The sequence below is a fragment of the Photorhabdus temperata genome (genome assembly GCF_025384845.1).
Lineage (GTDB): Bacteria > Pseudomonadota > Gammaproteobacteria > Enterobacterales > Enterobacteriaceae > Photorhabdus > Photorhabdus temperata.
Genome location: NZ_JAJAFX010000005.1, coordinates 1 through 18314, shown reverse-complemented (window position 1 = coordinate 18314; position 18314 = coordinate 1). Strand labels below are relative to the sequence as shown.

At 41.9% G+C, this 18314-nt stretch carries 17 protein-coding genes; 7 read left to right on the top strand and 10 right to left on the bottom strand.

Annotated features, from left to right (window positions below):
* Positions 1-7: 7 nt before the first annotated feature.
* A complete protein-coding gene (locus LGZ99_RS02845; RefSeq protein WP_036840395.1) occupies positions 8-742 on the bottom strand; it encodes a succinate dehydrogenase/fumarate reductase iron-sulfur subunit in 735 nt (244 codons plus the stop codon).
* Positions 735-2525, bottom strand: coding sequence for a fumarate reductase (quinol) flavoprotein subunit (gene frdA, locus LGZ99_RS02840; RefSeq protein WP_036840398.1), 1791 nt, complete (start codon positions 2523-2525; stop codon positions 735-737). Before frdA ends, LGZ99_RS02845 begins: the two co-directional genes overlap by 8 nt.
* Positions 2526-3233: 708 nt before the next feature.
* Here frdA and LGZ99_RS02835 point away from each other — a divergent pair.
* The 3 genes from LGZ99_RS02835 (at position 3234) to epmA (ending at position 5537) form a co-directional block, all read left to right on the top strand.
* Entirely contained in the window at positions 3234-3632 is a 399-nt protein-coding gene (locus tag LGZ99_RS02835) for a fascin domain-containing protein (RefSeq protein ID WP_262978837.1), read from the top strand.
* A gap of 434 nt (positions 3633-4066) precedes the next feature.
* Entirely contained in the window at positions 4067-4216 is a 150-nt protein-coding gene (locus LGZ99_RS02830) for a hypothetical protein (RefSeq protein ID WP_023046570.1), read from the top strand.
* Between the two features lie 343 nt (positions 4217-4559).
* Positions 4560-5537 (top strand): elongation factor P--(R)-beta-lysine ligase, encoded by a 978-nt coding sequence (epmA, locus tag LGZ99_RS02825; RefSeq protein ID WP_021324331.1) that lies wholly within the window; start codon positions 4560-4562, stop codon positions 5535-5537.
* A gap of 37 nt (positions 5538-5574) precedes the next feature.
* Here the strand turns inward: epmA and glpQ are convergent, their stop codons facing one another.
* The gene (gene glpQ, locus LGZ99_RS02820) at positions 5575-6651 is read right to left on the bottom strand and encodes a glycerophosphodiester phosphodiesterase (protein ID WP_021324330.1); all 1077 of its coding nucleotides are present in this window, start codon (positions 6649-6651) and stop codon (positions 5575-5577) included.
* A 183-nt stretch (positions 6652-6834) separates the two neighbouring features.
* Positions 6835-8187 (bottom strand): glycerol-3-phosphate transporter, encoded by a 1353-nt coding sequence (gene glpT, locus LGZ99_RS02815; RefSeq protein ID WP_021324329.1) that lies wholly within the window; start codon positions 8185-8187, stop codon positions 6835-6837.
* A 547-nt stretch (positions 8188-8734) separates the two neighbouring features.
* Between glpT and LGZ99_RS02810 the strand changes: the two genes are divergently transcribed.
* Positions 8735-9166: a DUF29 domain-containing protein gene (locus LGZ99_RS02810; protein ID WP_036840401.1), complete on the top strand. Its 432-nt coding sequence runs from the start codon at positions 8735-8737 to the stop codon at positions 9164-9166.
* 213 nt (positions 9167-9379) lie between these two features.
* Here the strand turns inward: LGZ99_RS02810 and LGZ99_RS02805 are convergent, their stop codons facing one another.
* Positions 9380-10480, bottom strand: coding sequence for a glycerol dehydrogenase (locus tag LGZ99_RS02805; RefSeq protein WP_036840403.1), 1101 nt, complete (start codon positions 10478-10480; stop codon positions 9380-9382).
* 248 nt (positions 10481-10728) lie between these two features.
* Positions 10729-11403 (bottom strand): 7-cyano-7-deazaguanine/7-aminomethyl-7-deazaguanine transporter, encoded by a 675-nt coding sequence (locus tag LGZ99_RS02800; RefSeq protein ID WP_023044375.1) that lies wholly within the window; start codon positions 11401-11403, stop codon positions 10729-10731.
* A 185-nt stretch (positions 11404-11588) separates the two neighbouring features.
* Between LGZ99_RS02800 and tusA the strand changes: the two genes are divergently transcribed.
* Complete coding sequence (gene tusA, locus LGZ99_RS02795; protein WP_021324325.1) at positions 11589-11843, top strand: sulfurtransferase TusA; 255 nt, start codon at positions 11589-11591, stop codon at positions 11841-11843.
* A 199-nt stretch (positions 11844-12042) separates the two neighbouring features.
* Here tusA and LGZ99_RS02790 read toward each other — a convergent pair whose 3' ends face one another.
* Positions 12043-14313 (bottom strand): zinc/cadmium/mercury/lead-transporting ATPase, encoded by a 2271-nt coding sequence (locus LGZ99_RS02790; RefSeq protein WP_036840405.1) that lies wholly within the window; start codon positions 14311-14313, stop codon positions 12043-12045.
* Between the two features lie 425 nt (positions 14314-14738).
* Between LGZ99_RS02790 and LGZ99_RS02785 the strand changes: the two genes are divergently transcribed.
* Complete coding sequence (locus LGZ99_RS02785; RefSeq protein ID WP_051769631.1) at positions 14739-15794, top strand: HesA/MoeB/ThiF family protein; 1056 nt, start codon at positions 14739-14741, stop codon at positions 15792-15794.
* A complete protein-coding gene (locus LGZ99_RS02780) occupies positions 15773-16954 on the top strand; it encodes an MFS transporter (protein ID WP_051769634.1) in 1182 nt (393 codons plus the stop codon). Before LGZ99_RS02785 ends, LGZ99_RS02780 begins: the two co-directional genes overlap by 22 nt.
* Before the next feature lie 133 nt (positions 16955-17087).
* On the opposite strand, the gene LGZ99_RS02775 is transcribed toward LGZ99_RS02780, so the two are convergent.
* The 3 genes from LGZ99_RS02775 to LGZ99_RS02765 all read right to left on the bottom strand — a co-directional run.
* Positions 17088-17351, bottom strand: coding sequence for a DUF1145 family protein (locus LGZ99_RS02775; protein ID WP_036840407.1), 264 nt, complete (start codon positions 17349-17351; stop codon positions 17088-17090).
* Positions 17352-17374: 23 nt separating this feature from the next.
* A complete protein-coding gene (rsmD, locus tag LGZ99_RS02770) occupies positions 17375-17959 on the bottom strand; it encodes a 16S rRNA (guanine(966)-N(2))-methyltransferase (protein ID WP_036840409.1) in 585 nt (194 codons plus the stop codon).
* Between the two features lie 201 nt (positions 17960-18160).
* Positions 18161-18314 (bottom strand): transposase (locus LGZ99_RS02765; RefSeq protein ID WP_262978843.1); only part of this gene is annotated, 154 nt, incomplete at its 5' end.

Genomic DNA, 18314 nt, shown 5'->3' with positions numbered 1-18314 from the left:
TCTCCCCTTATTGTGGTTTCAGCATGGCGATCATGAAGTCTTTTGCACTTTCGATCTTGCCTTGTTGAATAGCGGCAGCCGGATCGACATGTTTTGGGCAGACTTCAGAACAATAGCCGACGAAAGTACAGCTCCATACCCCATTCTGGCTGTTAAGTTGTGGCATACGTTCCTTCTTACCGTGGTCACGGTTGTCGAGATTGTAACGGTGAGCCAGAGTAATTGCTGCTGGTCCGATAAACTCGGGGTTTAAACCGAACTGAGGGCAAGCGGCATAGCAAAGGCCGCAGTTGATACAACCAGAAAACTGATGATATTTTGCCATCTGTGCCGGAGTTTGAATGTTCGGACCTTCAGAAGATTTACGGCCATTCCCGATAATGTATGGTTTGATAGCTTCCAGGCTTTCAATAAAGTGAGTCATATCTACTACCAGGTCACGCTCAATAGGAAAGTTAGCCAGCGCTTCAACTTTCATACCTTGTGGATAATCACGCAGGAAGGTTTTACAGGCCAGTTTCGGCACACGGTTAACCATCATGCCACAAGAGCCACAGATAGCCATCCGGCAGGACCAGCGGTAAGAGAGGTCGGGGGCCAGATTGTCTTTAATGTAACCTAACGCATCAAGCAACGAGGTCTGTTCATCATAAGGAACCTCATAGGTTGTAGAATGAGGTTCAGTATCATTTTCCGGGTTGTAACGCATGACCTCCATTCTCAGCGTTTTCATATCAGCCATTCGCCTGCTCCTTTTTTTCTTGTGCCGCGGCTTCACCGCCGTATACGCGTTTCGCTGGAGTGGACTTAGTAATTTTTACGTCACTGTATTCCAGACTGGGCGCACTTTCAGAGTTATAGAAAGCCAGCGTATGTTTAAGGAAATTTTCATCATTGCGTTCGGTACAACCTTCATCCAGACGCTGATGTGCGCCACGGGACTCTTTACGGTTTATCGCAGAGTGAATCATACATTCGGCTACATCCAGACCAAAGCCAAGCTCAATGGTGTACAGCAGATCAGTGTTGAAAACACTGGTGTTATCAGTGATCTTCACGTGTTTGAAGCGATCTTTCAGCTCAGCAATTTTATCAACCGTTTTCTGCATGAGTTCAGGGGTACGGTAGATACCGCAACCTTCCTCCATAGAGATGCCCATTTCATCACGGATCTTCGACCAACTTTCCGTTCCTTCCTGTTTTAGCAAGTTGTTCAAACACGCTGCTATATCACTTGCCTGGGCATCCAGAGCGCGGTTCTTGACAGGTTTGGTTTGTTGAGCGTACTTAACTGCTTCTTCACCAGCCATATGGCCAAATACCACCAGTTCAGCCAGAGAATTGGAACCAAGACGGTTTGCACCATGTAGACCAACAGAAGAACATTCACCGACAGCGAACAGACCTCTAATGCGGGTTTCACATTTCTGGTCAGTTTCAATACCGCCCATAGTGTAGTGTGCGGTAGGGCGGACCGGAATTGGCTCTTTGACCGGATCAACGCCAACATAGGCTTTTGCCAGTTCGCAGATAAAGGGCAGACGCTCAAGTAATTTCTTTTCACCCAGATGGCGCAGATCCAGATAAACCACATCGCCACGCTGAGTGGAAATAGTACGACCGGCACGCCATTCGTGCCAAAAAGCCTGAGAAACTTTGTCACGGGGACCCAGTTCCATATATTTGTTTTCAGGTTTGCCCAGTGGGGTTTCAGGGCCGAGGCCATAATCTTGTAAATAGCGGTAACCATCCTTGTTGACCAGAATCCCACCTTCACCACGACAACCTTCGGTCATCAGGATACCGGAACCTGGCAGGCCGGTTGGATGATACTGAACAAATTCCATATCACGCAGTGGAACGCCATGACGGAATGCCATACCCATACCATCACCTGTTACGATACCGCCGTTCGTGTTGTAACGGTATACACGGCCTGCACCACCGGTCGCCATAATAACGGCATTAGCCCGAATCTGAATTTTGGTGCCTTCCATCATATTCAGTGCAACCAAGCCACGTGCCTGACCTTCATCTACCAAAATGTCGAGGACAAAATGTTCATCAAAACGTTGGATTTGGGGGTATTTCAGAGAGGTCTGGAATAGGGTATGCAGCATATGGAAGCCGGTTTTATCCGCAGCGAACCAAGTGCGTTCTATCTTCATACCACCGAAACGACGCACGTTGACGGAGCCATCGTCTCTACGGCTCCACGGACAGCCCCATTGCTCCAGTTGGATCATTTCTGTCGGGCAATGTTCGACAAAGTATTCAACAACATCTTGTTCACACAGCCAGTCACCACCGGATACAGTGTCATTGAAATGGAAATTGTAGGAGTCGTGAGCTTGAGTGACTGCGGCTGATCCGCCTTCTGCTGCCACCGTGTGGCTACGCATTGGGTAGACTTTTGAGATCAAAGCAATCTTCATTTGAGGATTGGCCTCAGCTGCGGCAATTGCGGCACGTAGACCCGCTCCCCCGGCTCCGATGATAGCAAGATCGGCATTAAAGGTTTGCACTGTGCTTCTCCATTGTTCAAGTGAAATGAGTCCGTAAGTAAAAGCGTCGTAACTTTCCTAAATGTTGTTGTTATTGTTTCTCATATAGCTGGATTCTGTAGGTAAAATCCGATGCTTTAACGATTAGGGATAGCTATTTGTTACTTTTTGCATGGGATTAAGTATAGCGAATTGCAAATGAGGGAGATTTGATATGAAAGGGTGTTTTGTTGGATTTGATCACTAAAACTTGATCTGGATCAGGAATTAGTGACTTTATTTGGCATTAATCGATAGCGTTACTATCTAGGGAGAATAGGAGGGCTCATTATGGAACTAAGCATCAAGGTTATACAATGTGAATTTGATTTTTCGGTTGTTTTTGCTGATATCAGAAACTACTTAAATACAATAATATTTAGAAATTTTATTTTGATAATGTTGCAATTGATAATTTTAAATGTTTGTTTTATTTATAATTTATGGTCGTTTAATTTAAATAAAAAATTATTTCAATTTATTCAATAAATGATTGTTATAATTAAATTTTAAATAATCTATCACTCAAAACTAATATTTGGTCATGGTTTGAATTTTTATTTTTTTTTGATCTATACTTGTAAGTGGTGTTTTATTTTAACAGGTATGGTGATAACTGATGTTTAAATAATGTATTCATGGTTGATACAATTTAATTTATGAATTTAAATATATTTAAATGGGGGTAATATGGCATTTATCATTGCATTACAGGCAAATAATCATCTCTATTGGAGTCTAGTAAGCCAGGGGGGAGTTAATTACATTCAAGCTTCTGAATCTGTTATTAGTATACGTTCAAAATTTAAATTAAAACAGATTGATACCAATACGGTAGAGCTTATTTCTGATAATGGTCTTTATTTGAGCCGGATTAGTCGAGTTAGTGGTGATTATATTGAAGCGTCTAAAACCTGTCCTGATGTTTATTGTAAATTTACGGTAGAGGATGTTGGAGTTAATAAAATAGCTCTACGCGCAGATAACAAGAAATATTTAAGTCTGAGCGTTCAGAACGGTATTAATTATATTAAGGTTGACAAGGTTAATGTAGACGCGAATTGCCACTTTAAAGTGTTCCTTCCATAAATAATGATCTTTACTTGAGTATTTTCATAGTGGTCAGGTAAAACTGAGCACTATTTTTTTCTAAAATATAAGATTGTTAATTTAATATCAGATAAAAGAAAAACCACCTGTTTAAAAATAACAGATGAATAATGTGTTCTTAATGTTATTGATAATATTATAATTAATTAGCTTAAATAATTTTTCACTTTTATTATAGTATCTTATTTTTTTGATTTAAATATGATAATTCCCTCAGGTTGTTTAATAAATGCGAGTGATAATTTAATCTATCATTCAGAATAAAGAGAAAATATGTTTTATTGTTTAACGACAATAGTATATATTCAATAAAGGAGACTTTTTTACAAGCATAGAAAGTGGTAATGGTATTTAAATGGTATTCTATGAATAATTAATTTAAGAAATTAAATGTATTTAAACAGGAGGATATGATGGCACTACCAGATCACACTATCGCATTGCAAGCAGACAATGGACTCTATTTGAGCCGGATCAATATAAGCGGTATTAATTATATTAAGCCGGATAAGACCGATATAGACGTGTTTTGTCAATTTAAATTGATAACTCTTTTAGAGTAAATAGTGATATTTGTTTTGCTGTGATCAGGTAAAATCGACCACTATCTTAGTATTTATCTGACGGTAATATTTCGGCAGATATACCCAATAGATTTCAAGTTGCAGCGCGGCGGCAAGTGAACGCCTCCCCAGGAGCATAGATAACTCTGTGACTGGGGTAAGTGAAAGCCGCCAACAAAGCAGCAACTTGAAAGATGAAGGGTATAGATAATAATGGCACATCCGATTGTAGTCTTGATGCAAGGTAAGCTCAGCCATTCCGGGATGATCAGACGGTAATCATTTGTCTGATATGTGTGATGCAGGTAGACTGCATGTTTTGTTTTATTTTGGAGTCATTTACATGAGCGAAACAGCAAACTGGCAGCCAAGTGCACCCGTCGCCAACTTGTTGAAACGGGCGACTGTTTTAGCAGAAATACGGCGCTTTTTCGCAGAACGCGGGGTACTGGAAGTTGAAACTCCTGCAATGGGTCAGTCTACAGTGACTGATATTCAATTGTTTTCTTTTCAGACAGAGTTTGTTGGTCCAGGTGCCGCAGATGGCATGACTCTATATCTGATGACAAGTGCGGAATTTCACATGAAACGCCTGCTGGCGGCAGGAAGTGGCCCTATTTATCAGATCAGCCGCTGCTTCCGTAACGAAGAAGCGGGTCGTTATCATAATCCTGAATTTACTATGCTGGAATGGTATCGGCCTCACTATGATATGTATCGTCTGATAAATGAGGTTGATGACTTACTTCAGCAGATTCTGGACTGCGAAAGTGCAGAATCACTCTCTTATCAGCAGGCTTTTCTGCGTTATCTGGATATTGATCCGTTGTCCGCAGAGAAAGAAAAATTGCGTGAAGTCGCCGCTAAACTGGATCTGAGCAATATTGCTGATACAGAGGAAGATCGGGATATCTTGTTGCAGCTTTTGTTTACCGTCGGTGTTGAGCCGCATATTGGTATTGAAAGGCCAACTTTTATCTACCACTTTCCCGCTTCTCAGGCTTCTCTGGCGGAAATCAGTAAAGAAGATCATCGGGTTGCAGAGCGTTTTGAAGTCTATTTCAACGGTGTTGAACTGGCAAATGGTTTCCGTGAGCTCACTGATGGTGATGAACAACGTCAGCGTTTTGAGCAGGATAACCGTAAACGTGCGGAACTGGGTTTACCTGTCCGGCCGATTGATGAAAACCTGATTGGCGCGCTGAAACAGGGGATACCTGAGTGCGCCGGTGTGGCACTTGGTGTTGATCGTTTGGTGATGCTGGCTTTAGGCGCAGAAAAGCTCAGTGATGTCATTGCTTTTTCGGTAAGCAAGGCATAAAACAACAGGGCGCTGATTAAGGTGCCCTGTTTGCATCTCACTTATGTTGATGCTGTTTTTGCAGGAATTTCACACCCAAATCAGGAAAATCGGTAAATACGCCGTCTACACCCGCTTGATTGTAAATAATATCGAAAAGTTGATCGCCGTTGGTGGCATATTTAGGCAGTGCATCAACCCGAATGGTGTATGGATGGACTTCCATATTATTAGCGTGAGCATCTTTCACCATACCGGTTAACTTAATATTGGTTGGTGTGGAATCTTCCGACACAATCATATGGTAATCAGGGCCAATGCCATCGGCATACTGTGCCACTTCTTTCATTGCACCCGGTTTGAACATCCAATCGTAGCTGTAATTTACCCATTTGCCGTTTGGATGCTTTTCATAGGTTTCATTCCAGTTGGTATAGGCGATAAGTTGAACCAGTTTCAAATCCATGCCCAGCTTAGGTTCCAGCTCGTTTTTAATGCGTTTGAGTTCGTTGGTATCAAAACATTGCAGATAAATTTTATCGCTTTTCTTGGTGTAACCATATTCTTTCAACACCGTCAGCACCTGAGTGGAAATATCTTTGCCTTCTTGCTGGTGGAACCACGGGGCTTTGATTTCAGGGTAGATGCCGATATTTTTACCTGTTGATTTATTCAACCCTTGAACAAACTCAATCTCTTCCTGAAAAGTGTGGATACGGAAATCAGATTTCCACATTGGGAAACGGCCAGAGAAGTTCTGTTCCTGTTTGTGATTTTTAATATCGAAACCTTCCGTGAATTTTAGTGACTTGATTTCAGGCAAGGTAAAGTCGATGGCATAGTAGCGCCCGTCCTGACGGGCTCGGTCGGGAAACTTATTCGCAACGTCAGTCACTCGATCAAGGTAATGATCATGTAATACCACCAGCTCGTTATCTTTAGTCATAACCAGGTCTTGTTCCAGATAATCGGCACCTTCGGCATAAGCCATAGCTTTAGCTGGCAGGGTGTGTTCAGGCAAATATCCGCTTGCGCCTCGATGGGCGATAACAATCTTATCTGTTGTCTGAGCGATGCTCGACATAGATGATGCTAAGATAATGCCCACTACCATTGTTTTGATTGGAGTTTGCATATGTGTTTTTTCTCCGTTTTAACGATGAGATAAAAATCAATCCTATTAAGCTGTTTGTCTTGTTATATGAATAACGCCTACTGGTATAATCTCTTAGTTTAAACATTGAAAAAAGCCGCAGTATAAATAATGCCGCGGCTTAATTGATATTATTAGTGGTATATCACAGTTTAGTGATAATGATTAGCCATACTGACGGGCCAATTCCTGTTTATGTTTGTTTTCTGTGATCATGACAATCAGTAATAGAATAACGGCCAGGATACTACCGCCAATCATCACCATAAAACCGCTGTCCCAGCCGAAGAAGTCAACGGTGTAGCCGACGATAGCACTTGCCGCAACGGAGCCACCTAAGTAACCAAATAAGCCGGTGAAGCCGGCGGCTGTACCAGCCGCTTTCTTCGGCGCCAGCTCAAGAGCATGCAGACCTGTCAGCATAACTGGGCCGTAGATAAGGAAGCCGATAATCAACATACAAGCCATGTCTACAGTTGGATTACCGGCTGGGTTCATCCAGAATACGACAGTTGCGATAGTAACTAATGTCATAAAGAATACGCCTGTTGCACCACGGTTACCTTTAAATACTTTGTCTGACATCCAGCCACACAGTAATGTACCTGGGATACCGGCATATTCGTACAGGAAGTAAGCCCATGAAGATTTATCCAGTGTGAAATGCTTGACCTCACGCAGATAGGTTGGTGACCAATCAAGAACACCGTAACGCAGCAGATAAACGAACACGTTAGCCATAGCGACCATCCACAGTAGTTTGTTCGGTAATACATACTGCATGAAAATCTGCTTAGCTGTTAATTCTTCTTCGTTTTTCTCTGTGTAATCAGATGGGTAGTCGTTTTTATGCTCTTCAATTGATGGCAAGCCGCAGGATTGTGGTGTGTCACGCATTAAGGCAAAAGCGATCAGTGCGACGAGAATTGCGGCGAAAGCCGGCATATAAAGGGCGGCTTTCCAGTCATTAAACCACGCCATGCCCAGCAGGAATAACAATGGAGGTAAACCACCACCGACATTATGCGCACAGTTCCAGACGGAGACGATCCCGCCTCGTTCTTTCTGTGACCACCAGTGCACCATAGTACGGCCGCAGGGAGGCCAACCCATACCTTGGAACCAACCACACATGAACAGCAGCACAAACATAACCGCGATACTGGAAGTCGCCCAAGGAACGAAGCCCATAAACAGCATGACAGCCGCCGCGAGAATCAGACCAGCAGGTAAAAAGACCCGCGGGTTAGAACGGTCGGATATGGAGCCCATGATGAATTTGGAGAAGCCGTATGCGATAGAGATCCCTGATAGCGCGAAACCAAGATCACCTTTGGAAAAACCTTGTTCAACCAGATAAGGCATTGCGAGTGCAAAGTTCTTTCTCACCAAATAGTAAGCGGCATAACCAAGGAAAATCCCCATAAAAATTTGCCAGCGTAGGCGGCGATAGAGTGGATCTATCTGTTTTGTTGGCAGTCGGGGCTTATGAAGCGCCGGCTTGAAAATACTTAACATATTTTGCCTCCGATGGCTTTTTTGGTTATGTGAACAACTCACCGGTTGACTAATGCCACCGGATGGAAAAGTGAGAGGTTTTGTAAGTGATTATTTTCCATAACGAAAATTATGATAGTCGAAATAACCCAACCTATCTGTGAGACAAGACTCAGTTGTTAAAATCGTTTTGCCCTAGCGATAATTTTGAGTGATTTGTTAACTTTTTAAAACGTACTTTACCAATGAAATTGTGACTACCGTCACAATAACGAGCTTTACTTAATTATTGGTGAGCGTTTTTAGTTCGTTTTTGTTCTTTATCAAACAAAAAACCAGTTTTTGTACATATTCTATTTAGGATAAGAGCATTATTAGCCAGGTAATCTGGTTGGAAAGCGGTTATTCATGATGGGGCAGTTTTCCTGTGACTAAAGAAATGGATGTCATCATAGGAAATGAGCCGTTAATCGATTTTAACGATGATATACGGCTTTGACGATGTGGCTGTAATTTGACAGACTAATCAGCTGTACAATTGTATAGCTGATATGCCAATGGAGGAATCATGACAACACGTTATGACAGTGACTTTTATGGCTGGACGCAGGAGCAGGCAAGTTTGCTTCGTTCCGGCAACTTGAGCCAATTGGACATGAAAAACCTTTCGGAGGAAATAGAAAGTATGGGAAATAGCCAAAGAAACGAGCTGGAATCTCGTCTTGAGGTGCTGTTTCTTCACCTTCTAAAATGGCAATTCCAATCCGAATGGCAAGGTCGAAGCTGGAAACTGACGATTGAAGAGCAGCGAAGGAAAATAGCTCGCCGCCTTAAAAAAAATCCTAGCTTAAAGTCAGAACTCAGCGAAATTTTCTCTGATGCTTATGGTGATGCCATTATTGCCGCAGAGAGGGAGACTAATATTAGACGCAGTGTATTCCCTGAAACTTGTCCTTGGACGTTTGAGCAAATAATGGATGAGAATTTTTGGCCTGAATAACGCCGACGCACTTGTCTATCTTGACGCACTGACTTTGGTCAGTGCATTTTGTTGTAGTCCAAAAAACCAGTCAATTTATTTTCACTTCGCTACGAGCGGCATTAGCGTAAACGATTTGTCCTTCACCGACTTCTGCCAATGCTTCACCCACTCCGATAATCATTTTGTCCGAACAAAAAGTAAGAGCGGGACGTTTCCCCGCTCTTTTCTGGTTTAATACAGCCAGTCGCGCCCCATCCGGTCAGCAGTAAGAATAGCGGCATACACTTTTTCCGGTGTCACTTCAAAAGGCATGTTGTGAATGGTTTCGCCTTCAGCACAACTGGCTTCCGCCACTGCCATCACTTTCTCTTTCAGTTTTTCACCGTCTTTCACGCCAAGTTGATCTAACGTAATCGGTAGACCGATCTGCACGCAGAAATCAAGTAAAGTATCCAATTCTTCATTTGGGCTATTTTCCAGCACTAGCTGAACCAATACCCCGAAAGCGACTTTTTCGCCGTGATACATATGGTGGCATTCTTCCAATACGGTAAAGCCGTTGTGTACGGAATGAGCGCCAGCGACACCCGTATTTTCAAAGCCTAGGCCACTTAAATAAGTAATGGCTTCGATAACATTTTCCACCGCGGGTGTACTGACTCCTACCTCAACAGCCAGTTTTGCTTTATAACCTTCTTCCAATAAAGTTTCGTAACAGAGATGGGAAAGAGCCATCGCTATGCGGGATATTCCACCACCTGTCATTCTAGGCTTATGGCCGGCATGACAGACGCGTGCTTCGAAGTAAGTTGCCAGTGCATCGCCAATTCCGGCAATCAGGAAGCGGGTTGGGGCTTTAGCAATAATACTGGTATCAATCAGTATAATGTCTGGGTTGGTTGGGAAAAACAGATAATCCTCATATTCGCCGTCATCGGTATAAACAACAGAGAGAGCACTGGTTGGGGCGTTAGTAGAGGCGATAGTTGGTGCAATCAGAAGAGGTAATTTGGATTCGTGAGCAACTGCTTTTGCTGTATCTTGTACTTTACCGCCACCGATACCAATAACAGCCTGGCATTCGTGCTTTTTAAGCATGTCAGACAGGCGCTGAATTTCATTACGGCTACATTCACCGCCAAACACTTCGAAATGGCTGGTAACATCAGATTCTTCCAGGCTGCTATGAACAGTATCTCCCACTAATTTCATAGCAGAGTTACCGATAATAACAAAAACATGGTCGGCGATGGTTTTTGTGTATTTACCAATATGACGCAGGGCATCAGGTCCCTGAATATATTTGGCTGGGGATTGAATAACTTTCAGCATAAAAATACTCCTTTTGTGGAAACTCAATGTCTGTTTGCCGTATAGATTTTCCTGACAAACAGGGAGCAGAATGTGACAGACCAGAAAATTGGCTTCGGATGAAAAAAGTACTTAATTACTTAACAGACTGACACCGTATGATAAAAAGTAATGGTTGATTATGGATAAATAAAGTTGTTATACCCGTTTTATCGCGGGAAATATGCATTTTTTTGATCTATGCCCGGTATCTGCCGGGCAGATGAAAATCAGCGAATCTGGATATGAGCATTGCCAGCCGGGTAAGCGAAAAAATATTTCAGAATCAGGTTCAGTGAAATGCCGTAAGCTGGCAGGAAAAAGAGCAAGCATATTAATAGTTTAAAACAGTAATCCACTAACCCAATCTCGACCCAGTTAGCGGCCATGAAGGCATCGGTACTGCGGTAGAAGGCGATAAAGAAGAAGACCAAGGTATCAAGCAGATTGCCAAAGAACATAGCGGCAGCGGGAGCGACCCACCAGTTACGTTTTTGGCGCAGGCGGTTAAAGACGTATACATCCAGTATTTGCCCAAGTGAATAGGCCATAAAGCTGGCACAAGCGATACGGGCAACAAATAGATTGAATTCAGACAGCGCTGTAAACTTTTGCCACGTTCCCTGGAAGAAGAGAGCTGAAATAATATAAGAGATCAGTAATGCAGGGATCATAACAGTAGTGATGATTTGCCTTGCCAGTGGTGCGCCGTAGATACGAACAGTCAAATCTGTTGCAAGAAAGATAAATGGGAAAGTAAAAGCTCCCCAGGTGGTATGAAAACCAAAAATAGAGACAGGTAATTGCACCAGATAATTACTGGAAATAATAACCAGGATATGAAATAACGAAAGCCAAATCAAAGCAGTAGTTCGCTGCCGCGTAGTTGTGGTGAATAAAAGCATATTGTACCTTTTTGGATAATGGGGTGAGGGAACCCAATGAAATAGCTGCCGCTTTAGCTGACGGCGCTTCGTATGATACGTCTGTTGCCTGAAAAATCAAAATGTCTGCCTGTAAAGTTAATTTTTGATAGCTTTTTTATAATATAATCCACCGTCATAAATTGCCTGAAATTACAGAGATAGTTATGCCAGATGTTTTTGCCAATCCAGATAAGACTCTTGATACACAAGGACTTCGTTGTCCTGAACCTGTGATGATGGTACGGAAAACTGTACGTCATATGGAAGCAGGGCAAATGTTATTAATTCTTGCTGATGATCCGGCAACCACACGTGATATTCCTGGTTTCTGCCGTTTTATGGAACACCAGCTTGTTGCGCAAGAAACGGAACAGACACCTTATCGCTATCTGGTGCGGAAAAAAGAGAGTCAACTCTGAACATACCTATAGATATAAAAGGGGATTTCTATTGTGTGAATTATTCAAACAAAGCGTGGCGTTATAGACAACATCAAAACAAATACGTTCTTGCAGGGGTAGGTTTTATTAGTACAGGATATGGGTCGACCTTTGGAAGAAGACCCATATCCTTATTGATATTACAGAAATCACTCACTGTATAGCTAAACAGATTTCATTATTTTGTTTTAATTCTCAGTAGCCTGACAGCGTTTGCAGTCACAAGGGCGGTAGCGCCAGAATCCGCCAGTACTGCCATCCACAGGCCAGTAATACCCAACAGACTGGTGACAAGGAAAATCCCTTTTAACCCCAGAGCAATAGCAATGTTCTGGCGGATATTATTGTGAGTGGCACGAGAAAGGGCGATTATTTCTGACAAACCGGTCAGACGGTTGTGAGTCAATGCTGCATCTGCGGTTTCCAGCGCAACATCAGTACCACTTCCCATTGCCACACCGATACTGGAAGCTTTCATTGCAGGTGCGTCATTAATGCCGTCACCGACCATCATTGTGCTGTGATCTTTATTCAGCTTCATAACAGCTTTGACTTTATCTTCCGGCATTAATCCAGCGCGGAAATCTATTCCTAACTGACCTGCAATTGCGGTCGCAGCACGCGGGTTATCACCTGTCAGCATCACTGATTTTATACCCTGATCTTTCAGTAAACGAATGGCATCTATCGCATCCTGACGCAATGTATCCTGCATAGCGATAAGGCCGGTAAATTGCCCATCATGCATCACGGCAACAACGGTTTTACCGTGATCTTCCAATTGAGCAATTTTCTGTTTCCAATGATCGGATAAAGTGCTCTCTGGCAGTTTTCCGGGCGCACTGACTAGAATGCGTTTGCCGTCTAACTGACCTTCAACACCGATACCTGCCAGCGCTTTACGATGATCAGCTTCAGTAACATTAACGTTTTTACTTTCCGTATGTTGCAGGATAGCTTTGGCTAGTGGGTGATGGGAGCCACTTTCTACTGCGGAGGCCAGTGCTAATAGCTGAGATTCGTTGATATTTTCTACTGGTTGTACATCAGTGACTTGTGGTTTACCGGCTGTCAGTGTACCAGTCTTATCAAAGGCGATAGTTGTGATTCGGCCCAGTTGTTCGAGTGCTGCACCACCTTTAATCAGTGCACCCCGGCGGGTTGCGGCTGCAAGTGCTGAGGTGATTGCGGCTGGTGTGGAAATCACCAGAGCACAAGGACAGCCAATCAGAAGTAAAGTAAGACCACGGTAAATCCAGGTTTCCCACGGTTGGCTGAATACAGTGGGTGGAATGATAATAACCAACGCAGAGAATAGCATAATTAGCGGCGTGTAAATCCGGCTGAAACGATCAATAAAGCGCTCAATTGGTGCGCGGCGTTCTTCTGCTTCTTCAATCATTTGCAGGATGCGGTCAATGGCGTTGTTACCCTGTTCGGACAGCACTTTCATCTGTACTGAACGATCCACAGACAGACAACCCGCCGGGACTTTTTCTCCCTGCATTCGTTCAATGGGAATGGATTCACCTGTCAGAGCACTTTCATCAAAGCTGGCGAATGAACTGAGTAATTCAGCATCAGTCGGTAAACGCCCACCTGGTGCAACCTCAATAACATCTCCGGGGCGTAGATCTGCGACCGGGACAGTTTTTTTCTCACCATTTCTTACCAGCAGCGCTTCTTCCGGGACCAATGCCATCAATGCACTTACCCCCCGACGTGCACGGCCGGCGGCGTAGGATTCCAGCATTTCACCAAGCATAAACAGCAGCAGAACCATTGCTGCTTCGGCGGTGGCATCAATAAATAGCGCACCGATTGCTGCAACGCTCATCAGTGTTTCAATAGCGAATGGTGTGCCTGACCGTATTAGCTGCCAGGCTTTGCTGACAATAGGCACCAATCCAATTACGGTAGTGATAATAAAAGCAATGCGGCCAAGTGGGGCATTGACATTAGAGACTCCCCAACTTGTCAGCATCATAAGTGAAAGAATGATGATCGGTGCAAATTCTTTCCAGCGACTGCTTTTTAGCGTCTTCTGATTTGAATCTGGGTTGTGTAGGTTAAATCCAGCCTGATTAACGGCTTGGATAACTGCCGAACGTATATCTGTATCGGCATCCACGACCAGTTTTTCAGTTGCAAATAGAACCTTGGCTTGCTTCACTTCTGGAATTTTACTGACTGCCGTTTCAATCTTGCGAGCACAGCTTGGGCAATCCATGCCATTAACAATCCAACTAAAACGTTGGTTTGCCACAAGCTCAGGAGCTTGTGTCTCTTGTACATCATGGAAATGGTTGTGCTCATGTGAATAAGACTCATCATGTTCATTATGTAAATGCTCACTAACAGTTTTTGCCTGAGTTGTGCAGGCAGTAGAACCACAACAGCTTCCATGCTGGTGGCGATGTTGGTGAGTATTATTTTTATTTGAGTGCATGGGCTCCCCCTTGGAAGAGTCAATTCAACGATAATGACTAAACTCTACACTTTGGAGCCCACTCCAGAGTCAAACAAAAAAGAGAAAATAAATTGGTAAATTGTGCGACTAAGTGTTGACACTGATTTTCATCTGCAATATCGGCTTCATGATGCAAAGCTCTTTTGTGAGTGTATTTTTACGTTGAAAAGGTAAATACAGTTATAGTTATTATCCTTGATAATATTTTTATTGACTTATTTTTTATTATGTGAAATAAGTGAATTGTTGTGAATTTGTTAATGATATTTATCAACATTCTTGTTTCGGGAGGGGAAAAATGATCAGTATAGCTTCTAACTAATTGCGTCAATAATGATTATGTCTTATGCCGTAGAAGATTATTTCTACGGCATAGTACCGAACATATAAATAGAGGGGGGGTTATGGTTAAGATTGCTAGATATATTCAAGCTGGAAGGTTTGAATCTGGTGGGATTTTTGGCGTAGGTTCTAATCAAGTACTCATACCACAGAAGAAGCGATTTGAATCTTTAGTTAAAATCGCTTCTTTTTTAAAAAGAGAAACGGATAGTGATAACCTCTATGAATACATAAAGAATAACGTTAGTGGTGTAAGTGAGGATGATATAAATTTCTCCCTTTCTCTTTTTAGGGAGAAAAATTCACTGATGAGTTTTTCATATTTTAACTCTGATGATAGGTATAGTAGAAACGTACTCTATTATCATTACTTAGGTGCTAACTCTAAAGAAGTTCAGGAAAAAATAAGTAAATCAAAAGTTACCATTATAGGATGTGGGGGGATAGGGAATCATATTTCATATCTTTTGGCGACCTCTGGAGTTGGTACTATATCTATAGTTGATAGTGATATAATTGAGATAAGTAATTTAACTCGGCAAGTCTTATTTTCGGAAAAAGATGTTAATTTTCTTAAAATTGACATATTAGAAAGAGAGTTATTAAAAAGAAATTCAGAGCTAAATGTAAAGAAGGTGAATTTAGAGATAAAACATAAGGATGATTTGTCTAAAATAGAAAAATCTGACCTTTTTATTGTATCCGCTGATACTCCATTTGAACTTATTAATTGGGTTAATGATTATTGTTTTGAAAAAAAACAACCTTATTTAAACGTTGGGTATATAAATGACATATCTGTTATAGGTCCTTTTGTCATTCCAGGAGAAACAGCTTGTTTCAGTTGTTCTAAGGTAGTGCCTGATTACGCCTGTGATGATGAACTACAAGATAATTTGGCAACAATAAATTCTGATTTCAAAGCTGCTACTTTCCCCAGTGTCAATGGGGTAGCTGCTTCATATGCTTTTGGGGATGTTATGAAATTCTTAGGTGGGTATGGTGAAATACTTAGCAAGAATAGAAGAATTGGAATTCACTCTCGTAAAATAAAAATAGAAACACAAGAAATACCTAAAAATGAAAGGTGTAATATATGTGGTCTTCAACCAAAATAATAATAACATATTCTGTTATTTTTAATTCTTTGAGGATGCTTATTGGCGCTACTTCATCGATTTATCTTTTAAGCAAAGGCGTATCTATTGTCGATCTTGGTTTAATGAAGACCATGCAGGCCTGCGTTTTTTTTATATTGGATATACCAACGTCTTATCTTGCTGATAGGATCAGCCGGAAATATGCGATATCTCTTTCTGTCTTCTTTGGTGGAGCTTGGCTTGTTTTAACGGGGGTTTCATCCCATTTATATGGTTTTTATCTGGCCGAATTTTTTAACGCAATTTCTTTGACGATAATAGGTGGAACATATAATTCATACTTGATTGATGTATATAAATCAGAGGGTGGTAAAGACACTCATCGGATACTGGGAATTAACGGTAAATATCATTATATGTCTATGGCTATTGCCGCTATGATTGGCGCTGCAATAGGTGATGTAGGTTCACGATGGATATGGATTCTTGCTGGAACAGGTAGTTTTATATTGATGTTTTTTTCCTTTTTTCTTCCTGAATCAAAGGTTAAATTAGTCAATGGGAAAAAATCAGGGTTAATGAATGATATAAAGGAGATATATTCTCTTTTAATTAAAGGGAGTAAAGACTTCTTATTCGTATTTTTCGCTGTTGTTTCAAATATAGTGTATTTTCAAATATTACTCCAATATTGGCAACCTTATGCTTTTTATGGGTTTTCTGGTGGAGTTAAAGGTTCTTTGTCATATGGAATATTATTTGTTTTTATTCTTATGTCTCAATCTGTCGCAGGATGGATCATCAGTAAAATCAGTGACAATAGAAAACTGATTTGGTTTGGCTTACTTTTGATGTTTGTTTCCACAGGAATATGCCTGTTAGGCGGGGAGAGTTATCCATACTTAATACCTGTAGCCTTAATTTTTATGTTTGGTAGTAATCAATATCTAACAATGGGGCTGAGAGCCGTTTATCATGGCTATTTTGATGCCAGTTTGAGGTCAACATTTGACTCTTTATTATCGACATTTGCACGCTTAATCGTTTTGATACTTTTTCCGGTGGTTGCATATCTTACGGAAATTTTTGGATGGCAAATAATGTCATATTCACTCATTATTTTGTCTTCAATGATTATTTATCTTTATGTGTTTAGCCTGAAATTATCGCTCAGGTAAACACACTAAGGATCTCTTCCAACGCAGAATTAAGATAAGCGGGTGGCTATAAACGAATGGTGGCATCTATTATGCTTATTTCGTTTTCTCCAGTTTGCTTGTGACTACAAGTGAGCATTTCCCGCTAATTGGTTTATTTTTTTAGCTGTTTTTTCTGCATTGACAACAGTTCAAAAACACCAAAAAAGAAAATTTTGGTTTGCATCAGGCCAGAGAGTTTTTGGTCTTTGGGTTGACCCGTTTTCAAAAGCAGCATTTGAAATGCATGCATTACCACCATGAAAATCATGGCGACATCCATAAAATACTTCAACGGCTTGGGAAATGGGTGGATTAAGTTCAATACCAAAAATCCCCAAACACAGATCATTAACAGTTTGCCCAGTTGAATAAACATCAGAGTGTGCTCCAAGATAATAATTATGCGGGTAAATAGCGGATATAGAGCCGGTATGCCACTTGCCCGGCAATTTTTTCGCGATGAAGTTGCCAGTTAACAGGCACATCCGTCGCCGCTGATTCAGATTCAGCCTCAACATAAATCCAGCTTTCATCTGACAGCCAATTCTGTTCTTCCAACAATTTTATTGTTTCGGCAAGCATTCCTTTACGGAAAGGTGGATCAAGGAAAACGACATTATAGGGTGTTCCCGGTGGAGATAAATAGTTTAACGCACTGTTGTTAATGACTTCGGCATTTTGAGCGCCGAGCAGAGCCAAATTCGTGGAAAGTTGTTTTGCTACATTACGTTCATATTCGATAAGTGTAGCCTGTGCTGCATAACGGGAAAGTGCTTCTAATCCAAGCGCTCCGCTTCCTGCATAGCAATCCAGGCAGCGTGCTTCCTGAATAACCGGAGCCAGCCAGTTAAACAGGGTTTCTCTGACGCGATCGGTGGTTGGGCGTAACCCGGGGCTGTCCGGTACAGGTAATTTCCGGCCTCGCCATTTTCCACCAATAATGCGGATTTGTCCCATAGATTGCCGTTGTGGTTTTTTTGCCATAATTTACATAACTTAATAATTAGTCATCAGATAGTGCTGCATAGCCAAAGACATATTTTTGAAAATGCCAGATAAAGGAAATACGCGTTAAAACTTGCTGGCATTAATTTACCATGAAATCCATCTTTACCTCCAAAGGGTACTCCCGCCGACATCAGGCGGGAGGGGAATTTGGACGGGCTTGAAAAGCCCGTAGGATCATCAGCCACGCTGATGTTGAATGTATTGTTTCACCACTTCCAGCGGTGCTCCACCGCATGAACCCGCAAAGTAGGAGCGAGACCAGAGAACGGCCTTTCCGTATGCTCCGCGTAAATCCAGAAACTCATTACGTAAGCTTTGCATTGAAGTTAGC

Coding starts and splice junctions, on each gene's coding strand:
- LGZ99_RS02845 (WP_036840395.1), bottom strand. CDS start 742: ATGGCTGATATGAAAACGCTGAGAATGGAGGTCATGCGTTACAACCCG.
- LGZ99_RS02835 (WP_262978837.1), top strand. CDS start 3,234: ATGGCATTTATCATTGCATTACAGGCAAATAATCATCTCTATTGGAGT.
- LGZ99_RS02830 (WP_023046570.1), top strand. CDS start 4,067: ATGGCACTACCAGATCACACTATCGCATTGCAAGCAGACAATGGACTC.
- epmA (WP_021324331.1), top strand. CDS start 4,560: ATGAGCGAAACAGCAAACTGGCAGCCAAGTGCACCCGTCGCCAACTTG.
- glpQ (WP_021324330.1), bottom strand. CDS start 6,651: ATGCAAACTCCAATCAAAACAATGGTAGTGGGCATTATCTTAGCATCA.
- glpT (WP_021324329.1), bottom strand. CDS start 8,187: ATGTTAAGTATTTTCAAGCCGGCGCTTCATAAGCCCCGACTGCCAACA.
- LGZ99_RS02810 (WP_036840401.1), top strand. CDS start 8,735: ATGACAACACGTTATGACAGTGACTTTTATGGCTGGACGCAGGAGCAG.
- LGZ99_RS02805 (WP_036840403.1), bottom strand. CDS start 10,480: ATGCTGAAAGTTATTCAATCCCCAGCCAAATATATTCAGGGACCTGAT.
- LGZ99_RS02800 (WP_023044375.1), bottom strand. CDS start 11,403: ATGCTTTTATTCACCACAACTACGCGGCAGCGAACTACTGCTTTGATT.
- tusA (WP_021324325.1), top strand. CDS start 11,589: ATGCCAGATGTTTTTGCCAATCCAGATAAGACTCTTGATACACAAGGA.
- LGZ99_RS02790 (WP_036840405.1), bottom strand. CDS start 14,313: ATGCACTCAAATAAAAATAATACTCACCAACATCGCCACCAGCATGGA.
- LGZ99_RS02785 (WP_051769631.1), top strand. CDS start 14,739: ATGGTTAAGATTGCTAGATATATTCAAGCTGGAAGGTTTGAATCTGGT.
- LGZ99_RS02780 (WP_051769634.1), top strand. CDS start 15,773: ATGTGGTCTTCAACCAAAATAATAATAACATATTCTGTTATTTTTAAT.
- LGZ99_RS02775 (WP_036840407.1), bottom strand. CDS start 17,351: ATGTTTATTCAACTGGGCAAACTGTTAATGATCTGTGTTTGGGGATTT.
- rsmD (WP_036840409.1), bottom strand. CDS start 17,959: ATGGCAAAAAAACCACAACGGCAATCTATGGGACAAATCCGCATTATT.